The sequence below is a fragment of the Salinilacustrithrix flava genome (genome assembly GCF_041228405.1).
GTDB lineage: Bacteria > Actinomycetota > Acidimicrobiia > Acidimicrobiales > Salinilacustritrichaceae > Salinilacustrithrix > Salinilacustrithrix flava.
In genome coordinates this window covers 555,775-573,766 of record NZ_CP133888.1, presented here as the reverse complement: position 1 = coordinate 573,766, position 17,992 = coordinate 555,775, and the positions used below count along the sequence as shown (strand labels likewise).

At 72.3% G+C, this 17,992-nt stretch carries 15 protein-coding genes; 8 read left to right on the top strand and 7 right to left on the bottom strand.

Going from position 1 to position 17,992, the window contains the following annotated elements; genetic code table 11:
• The first annotated feature begins 9 nt into the window (after positions 1-9).
• From RGQ06_RS02730 to RGQ06_RS02710, 5 genes are all read left to right on the top strand, one after another.
• Positions 10-444: a GNAT family N-acetyltransferase gene (locus tag RGQ06_RS02730; RefSeq protein ID WP_432429764.1), complete on the top strand. Its 435-nt coding sequence runs from the start codon at positions 10-12 to the stop codon at positions 442-444.
• Between the two features lie 56 nt (positions 445-500).
• Positions 501-1,766: a magnesium transporter gene (mgtE, locus tag RGQ06_RS02725; protein ID WP_432429763.1), complete on the top strand. Its 1,266-nt coding sequence runs from the start codon at positions 501-503 to the stop codon at positions 1,764-1,766.
• Positions 1,767-1,771: 5 nt separating this feature from the next.
• Positions 1,772-2,245: an SRPBCC family protein gene (locus RGQ06_RS02720; protein WP_432429762.1), complete on the top strand. Its 474-nt coding sequence runs from the start codon at positions 1,772-1,774 to the stop codon at positions 2,243-2,245.
• Positions 2,246-2,399: 154 nt separating this feature from the next.
• A complete protein-coding gene (locus RGQ06_RS02715; protein WP_432429761.1) occupies positions 2,400-5,150 on the top strand; it encodes a cation-translocating P-type ATPase in 2,751 nt (916 codons plus the stop codon).
• 7 nt (positions 5,151-5,157) lie between these two features.
• Positions 5,158-5,799, top strand: a complete 642-nt coding sequence (locus RGQ06_RS02710) for a phosphatase PAP2 family protein (protein WP_432429760.1) — start codon at positions 5,158-5,160, stop codon at positions 5,797-5,799.
• Here RGQ06_RS02710 and RGQ06_RS02705 read toward each other — a convergent pair.
• Together RGQ06_RS02705 and RGQ06_RS02700 are read right to left on the bottom strand one after the other, a co-directional pair.
• Complete coding sequence (locus tag RGQ06_RS02705; RefSeq protein WP_432429759.1) at positions 5,729-6,265, bottom strand: hypothetical protein; 537 nt, start codon at positions 6,263-6,265, stop codon at positions 5,729-5,731. The two genes, RGQ06_RS02710 and RGQ06_RS02705, sit on opposite strands and share 71 nt — an antisense overlap.
• On the bottom strand, positions 6,262-7,923 hold the full coding sequence (locus tag RGQ06_RS02700) for a lipopolysaccharide kinase InaA family protein (protein WP_432429758.1): 1,662 nt from the start codon (positions 7,921-7,923) through the stop codon (positions 6,262-6,264). The genes RGQ06_RS02705 and RGQ06_RS02700 overlap by 4 nt, the downstream gene beginning before the upstream one ends.
• 41 nt (positions 7,924-7,964) lie before the next feature.
• On the opposite strand from RGQ06_RS02700, the gene RGQ06_RS02695 reads away from it, so the two are divergent.
• Positions 7,965-8,849 carry an ABC transporter substrate-binding protein gene (locus tag RGQ06_RS02695; RefSeq protein WP_432429757.1) on the top strand — a complete coding sequence of 295 codons (885 nt, stop codon included), beginning with the start codon at positions 7,965-7,967 and terminating at the stop codon, positions 8,847-8,849.
• 12 nt (positions 8,850-8,861) lie between these two features.
• On the opposite strand, the gene RGQ06_RS02690 is transcribed toward RGQ06_RS02695, so the two are convergent.
• Positions 8,862-10,172 (bottom strand): ABC transporter substrate-binding protein, encoded by a 1,311-nt coding sequence (locus tag RGQ06_RS02690; protein WP_432429756.1) that lies wholly within the window; start codon positions 10,170-10,172, stop codon positions 8,862-8,864.
• Between the two features lie 88 nt (positions 10,173-10,260).
• Between RGQ06_RS02690 and RGQ06_RS02685 the strand changes: the two genes are divergently transcribed.
• Positions 10,261-11,031 carry an ABC transporter ATP-binding protein gene (locus tag RGQ06_RS02685; protein ID WP_432429755.1) on the top strand — a complete coding sequence of 257 codons (771 nt, stop codon included), beginning with the start codon at positions 10,261-10,263 and terminating at the stop codon, positions 11,029-11,031.
• A 1-nt stretch (position 11,032) separates the two neighbouring features.
• Positions 11,033-13,582: an ABC transporter permease gene (locus tag RGQ06_RS02680; protein ID WP_432429754.1), complete on the top strand. Its 2,550-nt coding sequence runs from the start codon at positions 11,033-11,035 to the stop codon at positions 13,580-13,582.
• 7 nt (positions 13,583-13,589) lie between these two features.
• Here the strand turns inward: RGQ06_RS02680 and RGQ06_RS02675 are convergent, their stop codons facing one another.
• From RGQ06_RS02675 to RGQ06_RS02660, 4 genes are read right to left on the bottom strand one after another with little or no spacing between them, the layout of a single operon-like run.
• Complete coding sequence (locus RGQ06_RS02675; protein WP_432429753.1) at positions 13,590-14,735, bottom strand: homogentisate 1,2-dioxygenase; 1,146 nt, start codon at positions 14,733-14,735, stop codon at positions 13,590-13,592.
• Entirely contained in the window at positions 14,735-15,853 is a 1,119-nt protein-coding gene (locus tag RGQ06_RS02670) for a fumarylacetoacetate hydrolase family protein (protein ID WP_432429752.1), read from the bottom strand. The genes RGQ06_RS02675 and RGQ06_RS02670 overlap by 1 nt, the downstream gene beginning before the upstream one ends.
• Positions 15,854-15,859: 6 nt before the next feature.
• Complete coding sequence (gene hppD / locus RGQ06_RS02665) at positions 15,860-16,996, bottom strand: 4-hydroxyphenylpyruvate dioxygenase (RefSeq protein ID WP_432429751.1); 1,137 nt, start codon at positions 16,994-16,996, stop codon at positions 15,860-15,862.
• Entirely contained in the window at positions 16,993-17,838 is an 846-nt protein-coding gene (locus tag RGQ06_RS02660) for a phenylalanine 4-monooxygenase (protein WP_432429750.1), read from the bottom strand. Before RGQ06_RS02660 ends, hppD begins: the two co-directional genes overlap by 4 nt.
• Positions 17,839-17,992 lie beyond the last annotated feature (154 nt).

The following is a 17,992-nucleotide window of genomic DNA, read 5'->3' as shown; positions in this document are numbered from 1 at the left end:
TTCGCCGCTGTGTTCATCGAGATCGTCGCCGAGGTCACCGACGAGCTGCTCGCGGCGTTCGAGCGGCTCATCCCCCAGCTCTCCAGCTCCAGCCCGCCGCCGAGCGCGGACGAGCTCGTGGACATCGTCACGTCGCCCGCCACGGACCTGTTCCTCGCCACGGACGACGACGGCACGATCCTCGGCACCGCCACCCTCGTCACGTTCCGCATCCCCACGGGTCGGCGGGCCTGGATCGAGGACGTGGTGGTCGACGACGCGGCCCGTGGCCTCGGCGTCGGCGGTGCGCTCACCCAGGCGATGGTCGATCGAGCCGAGGAGCTCGGGTGCACCACGGTCGACCTGACGTCCCGGCCCACCCGCGAGGCCGCCAACCGCCTCTACCAGCGCGAGGGCTTCGAGGTCCGGGACACCAACGTCTACCGCCGCAAGCTCGACGGCTGAGGCGGTTCCGTCATCGGGACCGCACCGGTGGGGTACGACCTCGGATCATGACGGCCATGCGATCCTCGACTGCCACCGAGCAGCTCCACGCCCAGCTGGTCCAGCGCAACCTCGACGACGGGGCAGAGCTCCTGCGGGCGGCACCGCCGACGGATGCGGCGGAGGCGCTGCGCCGGCTCGAATCCGGTCACCAGGCGCTCCTGCTCGACCGGGTCGGATCGCAGCGGCGGCCGCAGCTGCTGGCGCTGATGCCGCCGGACGAGCGAGCGCGCATGCTCACCGACTCGGCGACGGCCGAGTCATGGGTCGACGAGCTCCCGGCGGCGGAGGCGGCCGAGACCCGGCGGCTCCTGCAGTACCCGCCGGAGAGCGTGGGGCGCATGATGACGCAGCGCATGCTGGAGCTCTCCGCCTCCGACCGCGTCGCAGCCGCCCTCGACCGCGTCCGCCGGTGCGAGCCCGAGGTGGACACCGTCTACCGGTTGCCCGTGACCGACGCGGGGATGTTCGTGGGGATGGTCGAGCTGCGAGACCTGCTCAGCGCCGAGGACGACGACCACGTCGGTGCCCACAGCCAAGACGTCCGCGCCGATGCCCTGTCGCCCGACGACGACCAGGAGGTCGCAGCGAGGCGGGTGCTCAGCACCGAGGCGCTGGCCGTACCGGTGCTGGACGCCGAGGGCGCCTTGCTGGGTGTGGTCACCATCGACGACGCCATGGAGGTCCTGGGGCTCGAGGAGGCCGAGGACGCCGCCAAGACCTCTGGTGTCGACCCGCTCCGCCGTCCCTATCTCACCGCTTCGCTCCTGCGGCTGGTCCGGAGCCGAGCGGTGTGGCTCGTGGTGGCTGCATCCGCCGGTGTCCTCACCGTGCAGGTCCTCGATCACTTCGAAGGGGAGCTCGAGGAGGTCGTGGCGCTCGCGCTCTTCATCCCCCTGCTCCTCGGCACGGGCGGCAACATCGGGGCGCAGGCGGCGACGACCGTCGTGCGGGCGATGGCCGTCGACGACCTCCGCATCCGCGACCTGCCCAGGGTGGTGTGGCGCGAGGCCAGCGTCGGGGTGATGCTCGGCGGGCTCCTGGCGGTGCTCGCCGCCCTCCCGATCGCCCTCGCCTACGAGCCCAAGCTCGCAGCGGTCGTGTGCCTCACGCTGGTGACCGTGTGCGTGATCGGTACGTCCGCGGGATCGGTGCTGCCGTTGGTCGTGGGTCGCGTCGGCGGGGACCCGGCAGTGGTGAGCGCACCGTTCATCACCACCCTCGTCGATGCGACCGGGCTGCTGGTGTACTTCGCCTACGCCCGCATGGTCTTCGGGCTCTGACCACCGTGAGCCACCACGACGGCGGCCGGCTGCGCACGGACCGCACCTATCTGCTCGATGAGCCGCTCGAGCAGGCGTGGGGCGCGCTCGCCGGCGTGGACGAGTACCAGCGGTGGTGGCCCTGGCTCCGGCGGTTCGACGGTCGCCGGCTTGCAGCCGGCGAGTGCTGGGCGGCCCGCATCCGGGTGCCGATGCCGTGGTCCCTGCAGTTCACGCTCCACATCGACCGCGTCGAGCCGCCGCGGCAGGTGGATGCGACGCTGGCCGGTGACATCGAGGGCACCGCAACGGTCACGCTGGCGCCGGGCCCCGACGGTGCCGAGATCCGGCTGCGCTCGGATCTCGCTCCCCGGCACCGGCTCCTCCGGGGGGTCAACCGCGTGGTCCCCGGCGTCTCGCGGCGCCTGCACGACCGGGTCGTGGACCGGGCGTTCCGCCAGTTCGCGGAACGCGATCGAGGGGAGATCGGGCCCGGGTAGCGGTAGGCTCCCCCGTCGAAGGGGAGTATCCCCCCGGTGCGGTGCACCATCGCTGTCTCGTCACTACGGCTCCGGCCCGGGACATCGGCCCACGTCGTGGGTGGGAGAGACCTTCGGAGCACGGCCCGTCGTCGAATTCCGAGGTGCAATCCCGTTGTCCACCACGCCAGCAACCGCCACGACCCGCGAGGTCGCAGCGACGTTCCACGATCGCACCGTCGACGAGGTGCTCGAGGCCTTCGCGGTGGATCCCCGCACGGGCCTGTCCTCCGACGAGGTCGTCCGCCGGCGTGAGGAGCACGGCACCAACGAGCTCGACGAGGCGCCGCGCGACCCGTCGTGGAAGCGATTCGCCCGCCAGTTCAAGGACCTGCTGATCCTGATCCTGCTGGCGGCTGCGGTCGTCAGCTTCGTGGTGTCCGGCGAGCTGAAGACACCCATCGTGGTGCTCGTCGTCGTGCTGCTGAACGCCGTCATCGGGTTCGTCCAGGAGAACCGGGCCGAGGCCTCGCTGGATGCGCTCCGCCGCATGCTGGTGCTCGAGGTGCGCGTGCGCCGCGAGGGCACCATGCGCACGGTCCCGGCGGCCGAGCTCGTGCCGGGCGACGTCGTCGCCGTCGAGGCGGGCGATCGCATCCCGGCAGACGGTCGCGTCATCGAGGCGGTGCAGCTGGAGGTCGAGGAGGCCGCGCTCACCGGCGAGAGCCTCCCGGTCACCAAGACGCCCGAGCCGGCGGCAGGTGACGACCTGCCCGTCGCCGACCGCACGTCGATGGTCCACATGCAGACCACCGTCACCCGAGGTCGGGGCGAGCTCGTGGTCACCACGACCGGCATGGGCACCGAGATCGGCCGAATCGCCGGGCTCCTCCGCGAAGCGGCTCCGGAGAAGACGCCGCTGCAGCGCCAGCTCGACCAGCTGGCCCACAGCCTTGCGAAGCTGGCCGGCGTCATCGTCGGGCTGGTCTTCCTCATCGGGCTGATCCGCGGCGAGGACATCTCCGACCTCCTCCTCACCGCCGTCGCCCTGGCGGTCGCCTCGATCCCCGAAGGCCTGCCGGCGGTCACCGCCGTGACCCTCGCCATCGGCGTGTCGAAGATGGCGCGGGAGAACGCCATCGTGAAGCGCCTCGCCAGCGTCGAGACGCTCGGGTCCACCACGGTCATCTGCAGCGACAAGACGGGCACGCTCACCCTCAACCAGATGACCGCCGAGGAGATCGTCGTGACCGGCCGCCGGCTGGCCATCAGCGGCAACGGCTACGCCCCCGAGGGTGAGATCCACGGTCTCGACGACGTGCCGATCGACCTCGACGAGGTGCTCGAGCCCATGGCGCTGTGCAGCGACGCCACGGTCCGCTTCGACGACGAGGAGGGCGTGTGGCGCCTGGTGGGCGACCCCACCGAGGGCGCGCTGGTGGTGCTGGCCGGCAAGGGTGGGGTCGACCCGGCGACCCGGCGGGCCGAGCGCCCCCGGGTGGGCGAGGTGCCGTTCGACTCGGCCCACAAGCTCATGGCCACGCTGCACGAGAGCGAGTCCGGGCTGCGCATGTACGCCAAGGGTGCACCCGACGCCATCCTCGACCGGTCCACCACCGTGCTCGGCTACGACGGCACGATCGTTCCCGTCGAGGAGCTCCGCGAGGAGCTCGAGGAGCACAACGCCCGCCTGGCCGGCTCGGGGATGCGGGTCCTCGCGGTCGCTCGTCGCGCCATCTCCCGGGACGAGTGGAACGGAGACGGTGACCTCGACGCGGTCACCGACCTGACGTTCCTCGCCCTGATCGGCATCGTCGACCCGCCCCGCGAGGAGGCGAGAGCGGCCATCGAGGAGGCCGGCGGCGCCGGCATCAGCGTGAAGATGATCACCGGCGACCACGCCAGCACGGCGAGTGCGATCGGCGAGCAGCTGAACCTCGGCGGGGGCGACCACGTCGTGGCCGTCACCGGCCGGGACCTCGACGCGATGAGCGACGAGGAGCTCGCGGAGCGGGTCGACGACATCTCCGTCTTCGCCCGGGTCTCGCCGGAGCACAAGCTGCGCCTCGTCTCCGCCCTGCAGAAGCGAGGCCACGTCGTGGCCATGACCGGCGATGGCGTGAACGACGCACCGGCCCTGCGTCGAGCCGACATGGGCATCGCCATGGGCATCACCGGGACGGAGGTGACGAAGGAGGCGGCCACCATGGTCCTGGCCGACGACAACTTCGCCACCATCATCGAGGCCGTCCGCCGCGGCCGCACGATCTACGACAACATCGTCAAGTTCGTGCGGTTCCAGCTGAGCACCACGCTCGGCTTCGCCACCATCTTCCTCGCCGCGTCGATCTTCGGCATCGCCAGCGGACAGCCGTTCACCGCCATCGCCATCCTCTGGGTGAACATCATCATGGACGGTCCCCCGGCCATGGCCCTCGGCCTCGATCCGGTCGACGAGCGGGTGATGGGGCGAGATCCTCGACCGCCCGGGGAACCCATCCTCACCCGTCCTCGGTGGACGGCCATCGGCCAGGCGGCCGTCGTCATGGCCGCCGGCACCCTGGCCGTGCTCGCCTTCGCTCCCGGCCCCGAACCGATCGCAGGCGAGGCCACGGTGGCCGGGACGATGGCGTTCAACACCTTCGTCCTGTACCAGTTCTTCAACATCTTGAACGTGCGCAGCGATCAGCAGACGGTCTTCCGTCGGGCCACGTTCCGGAACAGCAAGCTCTGGATCGCGCTGGCCGCCGTCATCGCGCTCCAGATCGGCGTGACCCACGTCGGCCCGATGCAGGAGCTGTTCGACACCACGTCGATCTCGGCCATGCAGTGGCTGGTGTGCCTCGGCGTCGCCTCCACCGTGCTGCTCACCGAGGAGCTGCGCAAGATCTGGCGGCGCAGCCGCACCGGCGAGCCCGCCACCTGAGGTCAGGATGGAGCAGCGACCCGTCGACCTCACCGTTGCCGCTCTGGCCGCCAGCGCGGTCGGCATCGGCGCGTGGGAGGCGAGGCGGGGTGAGCTCCGTGCCGCCGAGGCCCGCTGGTTCTCGGGGGTGAACGGGATCAGCGAACGGTGGCTGGTCCCGGCATGGCTGGTCATGCAGGCCGGCAGCCTGGGCGGCGCGCTCGGGATCGGCGGCGCCACCGCGGCGTCGGGACGCGCCGAGCTCGGTCGCCGGCTGGCCCTGGTCGGTTCGCTGGCCTGGACCGGCTCGAAGCTGGTCAAGCCCCTTGCCCAGCGCGGCCGCCCCTCCTCCGTGGTGGACGCAGCCCGCATCCTCGGTCGGGCCCAGACCGGGCTCGGCTACCCCTCCGGTCATGCGGCGGTCGCGGTGGCCATGGCGTCGGCGGCCACCGCCCAGGTCCCCTGGCGCTGGCGGGTGCCGGTGTGGTCGGCGGCGGGCGTCGTGGCCGCGGCCCGCATCTACGTCGGTGCCCACCTGCCGCTCGACGTCGCCGGGGGCGCAGCGCTCGGGCTCGCCACCGAGCGGTCCGTCCGCGCGATCAGGGGTCCAGCCGGACGTCCAGGTCAGCGTCCAGCGCCTGACGCAGCTCCAGGCGGGCGAACAGGCTGACGGCCGCCTGCAGCTCGGTGACGAGGGCGACGTGGCGTCCTCGTTCGAAGTCGTAGTCGACGGTGACGCAGCCCCCGGGGAACACGTCGAGCAGCTGGCCGGCGTAGCGCGGGTCGATGGAATCCACCCGGTGGTACGTGCGCACGCCCTCGTCGCTCGGCGTGATCGGTGTCGCGTCCTCGACGTCGCACGATGCAGCGAGCGCGACGCGGACCTCCCGGTCGGCACGATCGGACTCCAGCGTGATGGTGGCGCCATCGTCGTCGACCTCGAGGCCCTCGAACGTCCACCCCGGCGGCAGGTCGCTGATGCAGGGCACGTAGGCGGCGCCGGGGACGGACTGGGCCAGCGTCGCGAGCCGCATGCCGGGCTCGCAGCGGGGAGCCGCGCCGCCGGTGGCCAGCGCGCACCCACCGAGGAGCAGGGCCGCGGACGCGGTGACGGCGCCCGTGCGGCGGAGGGTCACAGCAGGCCCGCCAGGTCGAGGTTGGCCAGCACGAGGGCGAAGGCCACCACGGCGCCGAGCAGCGCGGCGAAGGTGAGCCCCACCCGACGGAGCGTCCAGCGCTGGATCGCCACCGGCTGGCGCGGGGGCGCCAGCCGCCGGAGCTCCTCGACCAGGTCGCCCTCCTGCTCCCGGAGCATCGACCGGAGCTGGGCCGGCATCGTCACTGCACGGGTGGCGGCGAAGGCCTCGGCGATCTCGTCGGGCGTGAACGCGCGCGTCGCCCGCTCGTACACCTGGGCCGGGGGGACGCACAGCGACAGCGTCAGCATCATGTTCGCCAGGTCCACCGCCTGCCGCCACGGGCTCGGCCGCACCTCGGCGAAGGCCACGTCGATGACCCGCACCTTGCCGTCGGCGAGCAGCAGGTTCGACGGCTTGATGTCCCGGTGCGCGAGCCCGGCGTCCCACATCGTGCGGACGACGGCGAGGGCCTGGTCGACGACGTCGTCGGTCACGGTGCCATCGGTGAGGTGGGTGGCACCCTCGATCAGCTCGGTGACGAGGAGGTACTCCCGCTCCGGGGTGATCTCCACGATGCCGTGGGGTGTCGCGGTCGGGACGCCGGCGTCGCGCATGAGCCGGAGCATGTGGTCCTCGTACTGCACGAGGCGGCGGACCGAGTTGAACGGGCGCTCGTCCTCGAGCCGGCCGTACCGGACGGTGCGGCCGAGCTTGTACCAGCGGTCGGACCGGAGGTGTACGGCGGCGTAGAGCTTGGCGAACAGGGCGCCTGACGGGGTGGCGACGCGCAACGGCGTGGATCCGGCGCTGCCGCGCAGCCCGAACGGCACGACGTCGACGACGTCCACGTCGAGCTGGGAGGCGAACGCCCGGCGGATCGCCTCCCCCCGGCGACCGCCGACGTCGAGGTGTGCCCGCACCCCGCGCCGGTAGGTGACGGGGAAGGCCTCCTCCGGTGTCAGCAGGTGCAGGGCCAGCACCGGCGCGGCCACACCCAGGGCGAGGGATGCCGCCACGTCGGAGGGGTGGTCCACGGCGGTGTAGAGCCGGGCGGCGACGACCAGGACGAGGACGCCGGCCGTCACCATGGCGGCGCGCCGCCGCCAGAGGCCGTGGGGTGCGAGGACCACGGTGGCGATGGTGAGCACGAGCGCCAGCTGGCCGACGGGGCGTGACGGGTGCGCGTACCCGTCCCAGCCGGCGACGATCTCGACGCCGGCCGGGCGCATCCGACCCACCGACTCGCGGATGAGGGCAGCGACGAGGGGCACGACCAGGAGCAGCGCGAGCGTCGCGAACAGGTGCTGGTAGCGGCGGACCGCGAGGAGGACGAGCAGGACGGTCCACGCCAGCACCCGGAACGCGGTGGTCGAGCCGAGGGTCACCACCACCTCGGCCACCTCCACCAGGGGATCCCACCGCAGCCCCTCGAGGGCCTCGAGCACCGCCAGGTCGGCTCGGGTGATGGCGCGGACGCCGCGGACGGTGCCCAGCGCCACCGAGACGATCGCGACGAGGACGAGCAGCGCGCCGGACGCTCGGGTGGCGGTGCTGACCGGGCGGGGCAGCGGTGGCGCCTCCCCGGATGGCCGACGCCGCGCGGTGGTCGCACCGGGTGTCGGGGATCGCGGCGAGAGCGTGGGTGGCGTTTCCATCCCGGGTCTGTGGCGATACTAGGACCGTGCGATGGCGGGGGATGGCAGCAGCGGTGCTCCTGCTCCTGGCTGCCTGCGGCGGTGACGACGGGCCGGGACCCACGGCTCGACCCGGTGTGGTCGTCGCCTCGTTCAGCTTCGCCGAGAGCGAGCTGGTGGCCGAGATCTACGCGCAGGCGCTCGAGGCGTCGGGGCTGACCGTCCACCGCCAGCTCGGGCTGGGCCAGCGCGAGCTGGTGCTCCCTGCGCTGCGCGGTGGCCTGGTCGATGTCGTGCCGGAGTACGCCGGGTCGGCCCTGGATGCCGTCGCCCCGGGCTCCGAGGTCGAGCGTGGGGACGTCGACGCCGTCTTCGCCGCGCTGGCAGAGGCGCTCGACCCGTGGGGCGTGTCGGTGCTGGACCCGGCCTCGGCCTCCAACGAGAACGTGCTCGCCGTCCGTGGCGACGCCGCACGGGAGCTCGACCTGCGCACGGTGAGCGACCTCGTCGGGGTCGCGGACGGCTTCGTCCTCGGCGGCCCGCCGGAGTGCCCACGGCGCCCGCGCTGCCTCCCTGGGCTCGAGTCCCGGTACGGCCTGGACTTCGCCGGCTTCGAGCCCTTCGCCGACGCCGTGCTGGTGCGGCGCGCCCTGATCGACGGCGTGATCGATGTGGGGGTCCTTTTCAGCACCGACGCTGCCCTCACCGCGGATGGCATCACCGTGCTCCTCGACGATCGCGGGCTCCAGCCGCCGGACAACGTGGTCCCCGTCGTCCGCACGGAGGCCTTGGCCGACCCGCGGATCCGGGCGACGCTCGACGAGGTGTCGGCCGCGCTGACCACGGAGAGCCTTCGGCTCATGAACTGGCGGCTGGCCAACGCGGGCACCGACCCGGAGGCGGAGGCCCGGGCGTGGCTCGTCCGCCGGGGGCTGGTCGACCGCTGATCGGCGGTCGGCTCAACGTCCCGCCCACGCGGCGTCGGCTGCCGCCTCGATGCGATCCGCAGCCGCCTCCACGTCCGTCGGATCGGCGACGAACGTGCTGAGCTCGGCCCAGAGCCCGGCGCCGGTGGTCGCGCCGAACGCGACGGGCTGGAGGTCGGACAGGTCGAATCGGAGCTGGTCGCCTGCCTCGAGCAGGGCACGGGCGATGCGTCGGGTGGGGACGTCCGGATAGGCGCCGAGATCCACCTCCTGGTTCGGGGAGATGAACCCGCCGAGCCCCGCCCACACCTCCGCGGCCTCGGTCGAGGCGAGGAACTCGAGCAGGGCCCGTCCTCCGGAGGACGCCTGCATGAGCACCGCCGCATCGCCACCCACGACCACGCCGCGGTCCGTGGGCTCCGGGCCGGGGAAGGCGAAGACGTCCACGTCGGTGCCGACGCGGGCCAGGCCGCGATCGCCGAGCACCCCCGGCACGAAGTCGCCCTCCATCACCATCGCAGCCCGGGGGCGCGACGAGAAGACATCGCCCACCGAGTCCGGGAAGGTCGCGCCCGGATCCCGGGCGATGCGGTCGGCGTCGAGGAGCGAGGCCATCACCCGCAGCGCCTCGACCACCGACGGGTCGGTCCACGGGATGCGACGTGCGGCGAGCGCGTCGTAGCGATCGGGCCCGGCGGAGCGCAGGTAGACGTTCTCGAACCAGTCGGTGAGGACCCAGGCGTCACCGGGCACGCCGGGAAGGGAGAACGCCGGCACGCCGTGCGTCGCGAGCGCCGCCGCGGCTGCGTCCAGGCCGTCGAGGTCGGCCGGCGGCACCAGGCCCGCTTCCTCGAACGCGGTGAGCGAGTACCAGACCAGGCTCTTGTTCGCGGCCTTGAACCAGACGCCGTACAGGTCGCCGTCCACCGTGCCGAGCCGCTCCCAGACCGGAGCCCAGCCGGCCCGCACCGCCTCGCCCACGACGTCGCCCACGGGCACGATGTCGCCGGCTCGGGCGTAGCGCTCGAGCAGGGCGGGCTGCGGGAGCACGGCGACATCGGGTGGGTCGTCCGCGGCCAGCCGATCGTCCAGGACGGTGCCGATGTCGGCGCCCTCGGTCGAGGTGAAGGTGACGGTGGCGCCGGTCCGGGCCTCGAAGCGGTCGAGGACGAGACGGAAGGCGTCGGCCTCGGCGTCCTGCCACACCGCCGTGACCTCGAGCACGCTGCCGCGCAGGTCGTCTGCGGCGTCGAGCGGCTCCCCACTGCACGCGGCCGCCGCGAGACCGAGCGCAGCGACGAGGAGCAGCACGCCCGCCAGCGCCGGACGGCCCGAGCGGACCATGACGATGGACCCTACGACGAGCTTGTGCGACAGCGCACGATCGGGGCACGGCTCGAGTGATGCGAGCCCGAGCACAGCGGGAGCACCCATGACGATCACCGACCGTTCGACATCGGATCGGGGCGTGGCGGAGGTCCCCCTCGCCGCCTCCACCGTGCACGCATCCAAGGTCTACGGCAAGGACGCCACCGAGGTCCGGGCGCTCGACGACGTCACCGTCGGCTTCGAGACCGGCCGGTTCACCGCGATCATGGGGCCGTCCGGGTCGGGGAAGTCCACCCTCCTGCACTGCATCGCCGGGCTCGACACGCTCACCTCCGGCTCGGCCTACATCGGCGAGACGGACCTGAGCACCCTCGACGACAACCACCTGACCGTGCTGCGGCGGGATCAGGTCGGCTTCGTGTTCCAGGCGTTCAACCTGGTGCCCACCCTGACCGCGGACGAGAACGTCACCCTCCCGTTGGCGCTCGCCGGCCGCAAGGGCGACCGGGACTGGATCGACGAGGTCGTGCGGACCGTCGGGCTGGAGGACCGCCTCGATCACCGGCCGAGCGAGCTGTCGGGCGGTCAGCAGCAGCGGGTGGCGGTCGCCCGGGCCCTCGCCAGCAAGCCGAGGATCATCTTCGCCGACGAGCCCACCGGCAACCTGGACTCCCGATCGGGCTCGGATGTCCTGCAGTTCCTGCGGGCCGCCGTCGACGACTTCGGCCAGACCATCGTCATGGTCACCCACGACCCGGTGGCCTCGTCCTACGCCGACCGGATCGTCTTCCTGGGTGACGGCAAGGTCGTCGACGAGATGGTGCAACCCACGGCCGAGCGGGTGCTCGACCGCATGAAGCAGTTCGGGGACTGAGGTGCTCCGCACGACCCTGCGAAACCTGGCGGCGAACAAGCTCCGCCTCCTCACGACCGGCCTCGCCGTGCTCATCGGCGTCGCGTTCATGAGCGGCACGATGATCCTCAGCGCCACCATGGCCGAGACCATGGACGACATGTTCGCGAGCGCGTACGAGGGCACCGATGCCCTGGTGCGCTCCTCGTCGGTCATCGAGACCCCCGAGGGCACGGAGATCCGGCCCCGGATCGACGAGGCCGTCGTGGACCAGCTCGCTGCGGTCGACGGCGTCGCCGTGGCCCAGGCCGACGTCTGGGGTGTCGCCCAGGTGATCGGCCGCGACGGCGACCCCGTCGGGCAGCCGGAGATGGGCCCGCCGACGGTGGGTGCCAGCTGGCCGGTGGACGAGCTGAACACCTGGACCCTCGAGGAGGGCCGTGCCCCGGCCGCGGCGGACGAGGTGGTCATCGACCGCAAGACCGCGGAGGACGGCGGCTACGCCGCCGGGGATCGTGCGCAGGTCCTCGTGAACGGTGCACCCATCGACGTGACGGTCAGCGGCGTGGTCACCTTCGCCGGCGCCGACTCGCCGGGCGGCGCCTCCTTCTCGCTGTTCACCGTCGAGGCGGCCCAGCAGCACTTCGGCGAGGTCGGCAAGGTCGACAGCGTGTCGCTCGCCGCCGAGGAGGGCGTGTCCCAGGAGGAGCTGGTCGAGCGGATCGCGGCGATCGTCCCGGGCGGGCTCGAGACCATCACCGGTGACGAGTTCATCCAGGAGAACCAGGACGCCATGGCCGAGGCCACCGCGTTCTTCGACCAGTTCATGATGGTGTTCGCCGTGGTGGCCCTGCTCGTCGGCGGGTTCACCATCTTCAACACCTTCTTCATCACCGTGGCGCAGCGCACGAAGCAGCACGCGCTCATGCGGGCCATCGGCGCCAGCCGCCGCCAGGTGCTGGTGTCGATCCTGCTCGAGGCCGTCGTCATCGGGATCATCGCCTCCGCCATCGGCCTCGGCGCCGGCGTGGTGATCGCCGCCGGCCTGAAGGCGATGCTGACCGCGTTCGGCGTGGCGCTCCCCGCCGGCGGGATGGTCTTCGGCCTCGGCACCGCCGTGGTCGCCTTCAGCGCCGGCCTCATCGTGACGGTCGTGTCGGCCGTGTCCCCCGCCCGCAAGGCGGGCAAGGTGCCGCCGATCGCCGCGATGCGCGACATCGAGGTCAGCAGCAGCGGCTACGGCTCCAAGGAGCGGATCATGGTCGGCGTGGCCGTCCTCGCCCTCGGCGCCGCCGGCCTGCTGTACGGCCTGTTCGGGTCGCCGTCGAACGGGCTGGCCATCGTCGGCGGCTCGGCGATCGTGGTGTTCTTCGGGGTCTCGGTGCTGGGCCGCACCGTGTCCCTGCCGATGAGCCGGGTGATCGGTTGGCCGCTGGCCAAGAGCCGCGGGATCGCCGGGCACCTGGCCCGCCAGAACGCCATGCGGAGCCCGAAGCGCACGGCGGCGACCGCGGCCGCGCTGATGATCGGCGTCGGCCTGGTGTCGTTCATCACCATCTTCGCCTCGTCCACCAAGGCCTCGTTCAACGACGTGATCGACCGGGCGTTCACCGGCGACGTCGTCATCACCTCGCCCCAGCAGTTCGGTGGCAGCGGGGGCATGTCCCCCGAGCTGACCGAGCGGGTCGCCGCGCTCCCGGAGGTCGAGACGGCCGCCGGGGTCCGAGGCGGCGTCGTCGAGGTCGACGGTTCCGTCGAGTTCCTGCTCGCCGCCGACGAGGCCACCTTCGACGTGTTCGACGTCGAGCCGGTCGCCGGCTCGCCCGACGATCTCGACGCGACCTCGATCGCCGTGTTCGAGGACGTGGCGCAGGATCGTGGGCTGTCCGTGGGCGACACCGTCGACGCGGCGTTCGTCGCCACCGGCCCCCAGGAGCTGACCGTCGCGCTGATCTACGGCGAGAACCAGCCGGCCGGCGACTGGCTGCTCGGCAAGGCCGCCTACGAGGCGAACTACGTCGACCAGCTGGACGCGCAGATCTTCATCAAGGGCGCGGACGGGGTCGCCCAGGAGGATGTGCTCGCTGCGGTGGAGGCGGAGGCGGCGGCGTTCCCCGGCGCGAAGGTGCTCGACCAGAACGAGTACAAGGCCGAGCAGCTCGCGTTCGTCGACCAGATGCTCGGCCTCGTGTACGCCATGCTCGCCCTGGCCATCATCATCGCCCTGCTCGGCATCGGGAACACGCTGGCCCTGTCCATCTTCGAACGGACCCGGGAGCTCGGCGTGCTCCGAGCGGTCGGCATGACCCGACGCCAGCTGCGCTCGACCATCCGGTGGGAGTCGGTGATCATCGCCGTGCAGGGCGCGATCCTCGGCCTGGCCATCGGCATCTTCTTCGGGTGGGCGCTGGTCGCCGCCCTGGCCGAGGAGGGCCTCACCGTCTTCGCCATCCCGGTCGCCACGCTGGTCTGGGTGGTCGTCCTTGCCGCCCTCGCCGGCGTGGCGGCGGCGATCCTGCCCGCCCGACGGGCGGCCCGGCTCGACGTGCTGCGGGCGGTGGTGAGCGAGTAGCGGCTAGCTAGCCCCAGGACGACGAGTAGCCCGGGTCCTCCACGTCGGCGGCGTCGGCGAGCACCTCGAGGGGCCGGAACGTGTCGACCATCACCGCGATCTCGTTCGTGCCGTCGGCGGCGTCGGCCTTGTCCGAGGAGCCGGGTTGGGGGCCGTGCACGAAGCCCGCGGGGTGCAACGAGATCGACCCGCGCCCGATGCCCGAGCCGGACCGGCTCATGAAGTCGCCCTCGGCGTAGAAGAGCACCTCGTCGCTGTCGACGTTGTGGTGGTGGTAGGGCACCCGCACGGCGTCGGGGTCGAAGTCGTACGGGCGGGGGACGAAGGAGCACACGACCGCACCCGGCAGCGCCCAGGTCTGGTGCACCGGCGGCGGCTGGTGGATGCGGCCGACGATCGGCTCGAAGTCGTGGATGCTGAGGGCGTGGGGGTACACGCACCCGTCCCAGCCGACGACGTCGAAGGGGTGCGTGGCGTGGCGGTACCGCATCCAGCCGCTCCGGGTCCGCACGAGCACGGGTACATCGGTGCCCTCGACCCGCACCGGTCGGTCGGGGCCGCGCAGGTCGCGCTCGGAGAACGGTGCGCCCTCCAGCAGCTGGCCGTGGGGCGACAGGTACTTGTCCGGGATCCGGACGTGGCCGCTGGACTCCACGACGAGCGCGGCGACGAGGTCGCTGGACGGCACCCAGCGGTGGGTCGTGCCGGCCGGGACGACCACGTAGTCGCCGGCCTTGACGTCCATCGATCCGAACACCGACTCGAGCCGGGCCGAGCCCTCGTGGAGGTAGACGAGCTCGTCGCCCACGACCGAGCGGTACAGCGGCGACGGTGCCGACGTGCGGGCGTACGCGATGGTGACGTCGGCGTTGGCGAGCAGGCGCCGGCGACCGGTGACCAGGTCCGCGTCCGTGGGCAGGTCGGCGGTGCGGAAGTGGCGGGGGCCGATGCCGCCGCCCGGTCCGGTGTCTGGCGGGTCCACCGGCTCCACGCCGAGGATCGCCGAAGGCGAGCAGCGGTGGTACAGCAGGGCCGACTCGCGGGAGAACCCCTCGGTGCCGACCAGCTCCTCGAACAGGCGGTTGCCGTCCGCGTCGAAGGCCTTGGTGTGTCGCTTGCGGGGCACGGTGCCGACGGATCGGTAGTGGGGCATCAGCGGACCTCCTGGGCAGCTGCGATGGTGCCGGTGACCTCGGCGAGGTGGGCGACGCCCTCGGCGCTTCGCCAGCTGCCGGTGAGGGTGACGGTGTCGCCGTCCTCCAACCAGGCGCGGGTGGTGCCGTCGTCGAGGGTGATGGGGTCTGCGCCGTTCCGGGCCGCCTCGATGAGCGAGCCCTCCGCGCCCGGGCCGGGACCGGAGATGGTGCCGGAGGCGAACAGGTCGCCGGCGCGGAGCCCGGCGCCGTTGGCGGTGAGGTGGGCGAGCTGCTGGGCGAATGTCCACCACAGGTGGCAGGCGTTGGTCCGCCCGACCTCGGTGCCGTTCAGGGACCAGGCGACCTCGAGGTCGAGACCCCAGTCCTCGTCGGCGGCGAGCCCCGGGTCCGGGGCGGGGTCCTGCACGGGTGGCCGCGCGCGGGGCAGTGCGGCCAGCGGGGTCACCCACCCGGCGACGGAGGTGGCGAAGCTCTTCCCGGCGAAGGGGCCGAGCGGGCGGTACTCGAAGGCCTGGATGTCGCGAGCCGACCAGTCGTTCACCAGCGCCACGCCGAAGACGTGGTCGGCGGCGTCGTCGGGTGCGAGCACCTCGCCCATCGGGACGCCCGTGCCGACGAGGAAGCCCAGCTCCAGCTCGAGGTCGAGCCGGGCGGAGGGCCGTCGCTCGCCCGGTCCGACCAGGCCGACGGGTCGGCGGATCGGGGTGCCGGACACGACGACCGAGCCGGCCCGGCCGTGGTACCCGATCGGCAGGTGGCGCCAGGCGTCGGGGAGGGCCTGCTCGCCCGGCCGCAGGATCCGTCCGAGGTTCGTGGCGTGGTGCTCGGAGGCGTAGAAGTCCACGTAGTCGCCGGGCACCACGGGGAGTCGGACCTCGAGGTCCGCGACCGGCACGGTGGGCGGTCCGGAGGTCAGGTGCTCGTCGACCGCGCCGTGCAGGTCGTCCCAGCCCCGCCGGCCGAGGGCGAGCAGCGGGTGGAGGTCGTCGGCCTCGGCCACCTCGTCCGGCACGCCGGGGACGCCCCGCAGGTCCACGGCGACGTCACCGACGCGGGCCGCGAGGTGCGCGGGTCCGCCGTCCGGTCCGGTGGCGATGCCGTAGGCGTGGCGCACGGGCCCTCAGAGGTTGCCGCGGCGGGCCTGGTCGCGCTCGATGGCCTCGAAGAGCGCCTTGAAGTTGCCCTCGCCGAAGCCCTTGGCCCCGTGGCGCTCGATGATCTCGAAGAACACCGTCGGCCGGTCGGTCACCGTCTCGGTGAAGATCTGCAGCAGGTAGCCGTCGTGGTCGCGATCGGCGAGGATCGACAGCCGCTGCAGCTCAGCCCAGGGCAGGTCGAAGTCGGCGAGCCGCTCCTTGGCCTCGGCGTAGTAGGTGTCGGGCACCTCCATGAACCGCACGCCCCGCTGGCGCAGCGCGTCGACGGTGGCGACGATGTCGTCGGTGCGCATGGCGATGTGCTGCACGCCGGGACCGTCGTAGCACTCCAGGTACTCCTGGATCTGGCTCTTCTTGAGCCCGTCGGCCGGCTCGTTGATCGGCATGACGATCTTGGAGCCGTCCCACACGACGGTGGACATGAGCGCGGAGTACTCGGTTGCGATCTGGTCGTCGTCGAAGTGGACGAGCTGCTCGAAGCCCAGCACCCGGGCGTAGAAGTCGACCCACTCGTCGAGGCTGCCCTGCTCGACGTTGCCCACCACGTGGTCGAGGCCCCGGAGGCCGACCTCGGGGCCGACCGGAAGGGGCGGGAGGCGCTCGTCGTGGAAGCCGGGCTCGAGGCGGTGGGCGGCGTCACCGGCGTAGCGCTGGCGGTCGACGAAGGTGTGCACGGTGTCTCCGTAGGTGGCGATCTGGGCGAGGCGGAGCGTGCCGAGCTCGTCGGTCTCGTCCCACGGCTCGCGCACCGGGCGGGCGCCGCGCTCGACGGCGGCGCCGAAGGTGGCGTCGACGTCGTCGACGACCCAGGCCAGGTCGTGCACGCCGTCGCCGTGGTGGCGGACGTGGTCGGCGATGGGGGAGTCGGCGTCGAGGGCGCCGGTGATGACGAAGCGGATGTCGCCCTGCTCGAGCACGTAGCTCACCCGGTCGGGGACGCCGGACTCGGGGCCGGCGTAGCCGGTGCACTCGAAGCCGAAGGCCGACATGAGGAAGCCGGCGGTGCTGCGGGCGTTGCCGACCCACCACTCGATGCAGTCCCAACCCTGCAGGTGGGTGGCCGGGGCCTCGGTGCCCGCGGTGCGCTCGACGGTGGTCATGCGTGGTTCCTCCGGTAGGTGTCGTCGTCGTAGGAGTCGAAGAAGGCGCCGAGGTCCTCGAGCACGGCGTCCATGCTCTCGGCGGCGAACAGCACCGGCTGGTACTGGGTGATGTCGTAGGTGGTCGTGCCCATCGCCTGGATGTCCCACGGACGGATCTCGGCGTCGCGGAAGACCTGGATCTCGCCGTAGGACGACAGCAGCCCGGCGCCGTAGGCCCGGACCTGGTCACCGTCGGGGCCGTCCTCGTGGAGGACGCCGAACTCGAGCGTGAACCAGAAGACCCGGCTGAAGAAGTCGAGGGCCTCATCCGACGTGGCGCGCAGCGACGCCCGTCCGGCCTGCTCGTACAGGTCGGCCAGCCGGGGGGAGGCGAGCATCGTGGCGTGCCCGATGATCTCGTGCACGATGTCGGGCTCGGGTGTGTAGAAGGGCACCGAGTGGTGGCGGATGTACTGCGTCGACAGGAACGTGCGCTCGGCCAGCGAGCCGTAGAACTCGCGGGTCGGCACCAGCCCGGGGACGGGCCGGATGCGGAAGTCCGACAGCTGGCGGGTGCGGGCGTCGACCTCGTGCAGCTGGGGGACCCGGTTCTTCGGGAGGGCGAGGCGCTCGCTGCCGTCGCGGACCTCGGCGCAGGCGAAGCGCTGGTGGAGCTGGGCCAGCTCGGCCGACACGGTGGCCCAGACCTGGTCCTCCTCGGCGGAGTAGTGGACCTCGGGGATCGGGTCGCCCGGGCGGTACCGGCGACCGACCTCGGCGATGTGGGCGCGCCGGGCCAGGTAGTCCTCGTCGCTGACGCCGGGGTGGTCCGCCGGCAGCTCCATCGTGAGCTCGGCCATGCGCTCCATGGTGACGGACTTCACACCGTTTGCCAACCAGTTCGACCAATGAACGCGAAACCACCTGCGCGGAGTGCGCAGTCGACCGCATCAAGTGATTGCAGATCGCTCGATCAACGATGCGACGTTCTGGGCCGCGGCGCACGCATCGGAT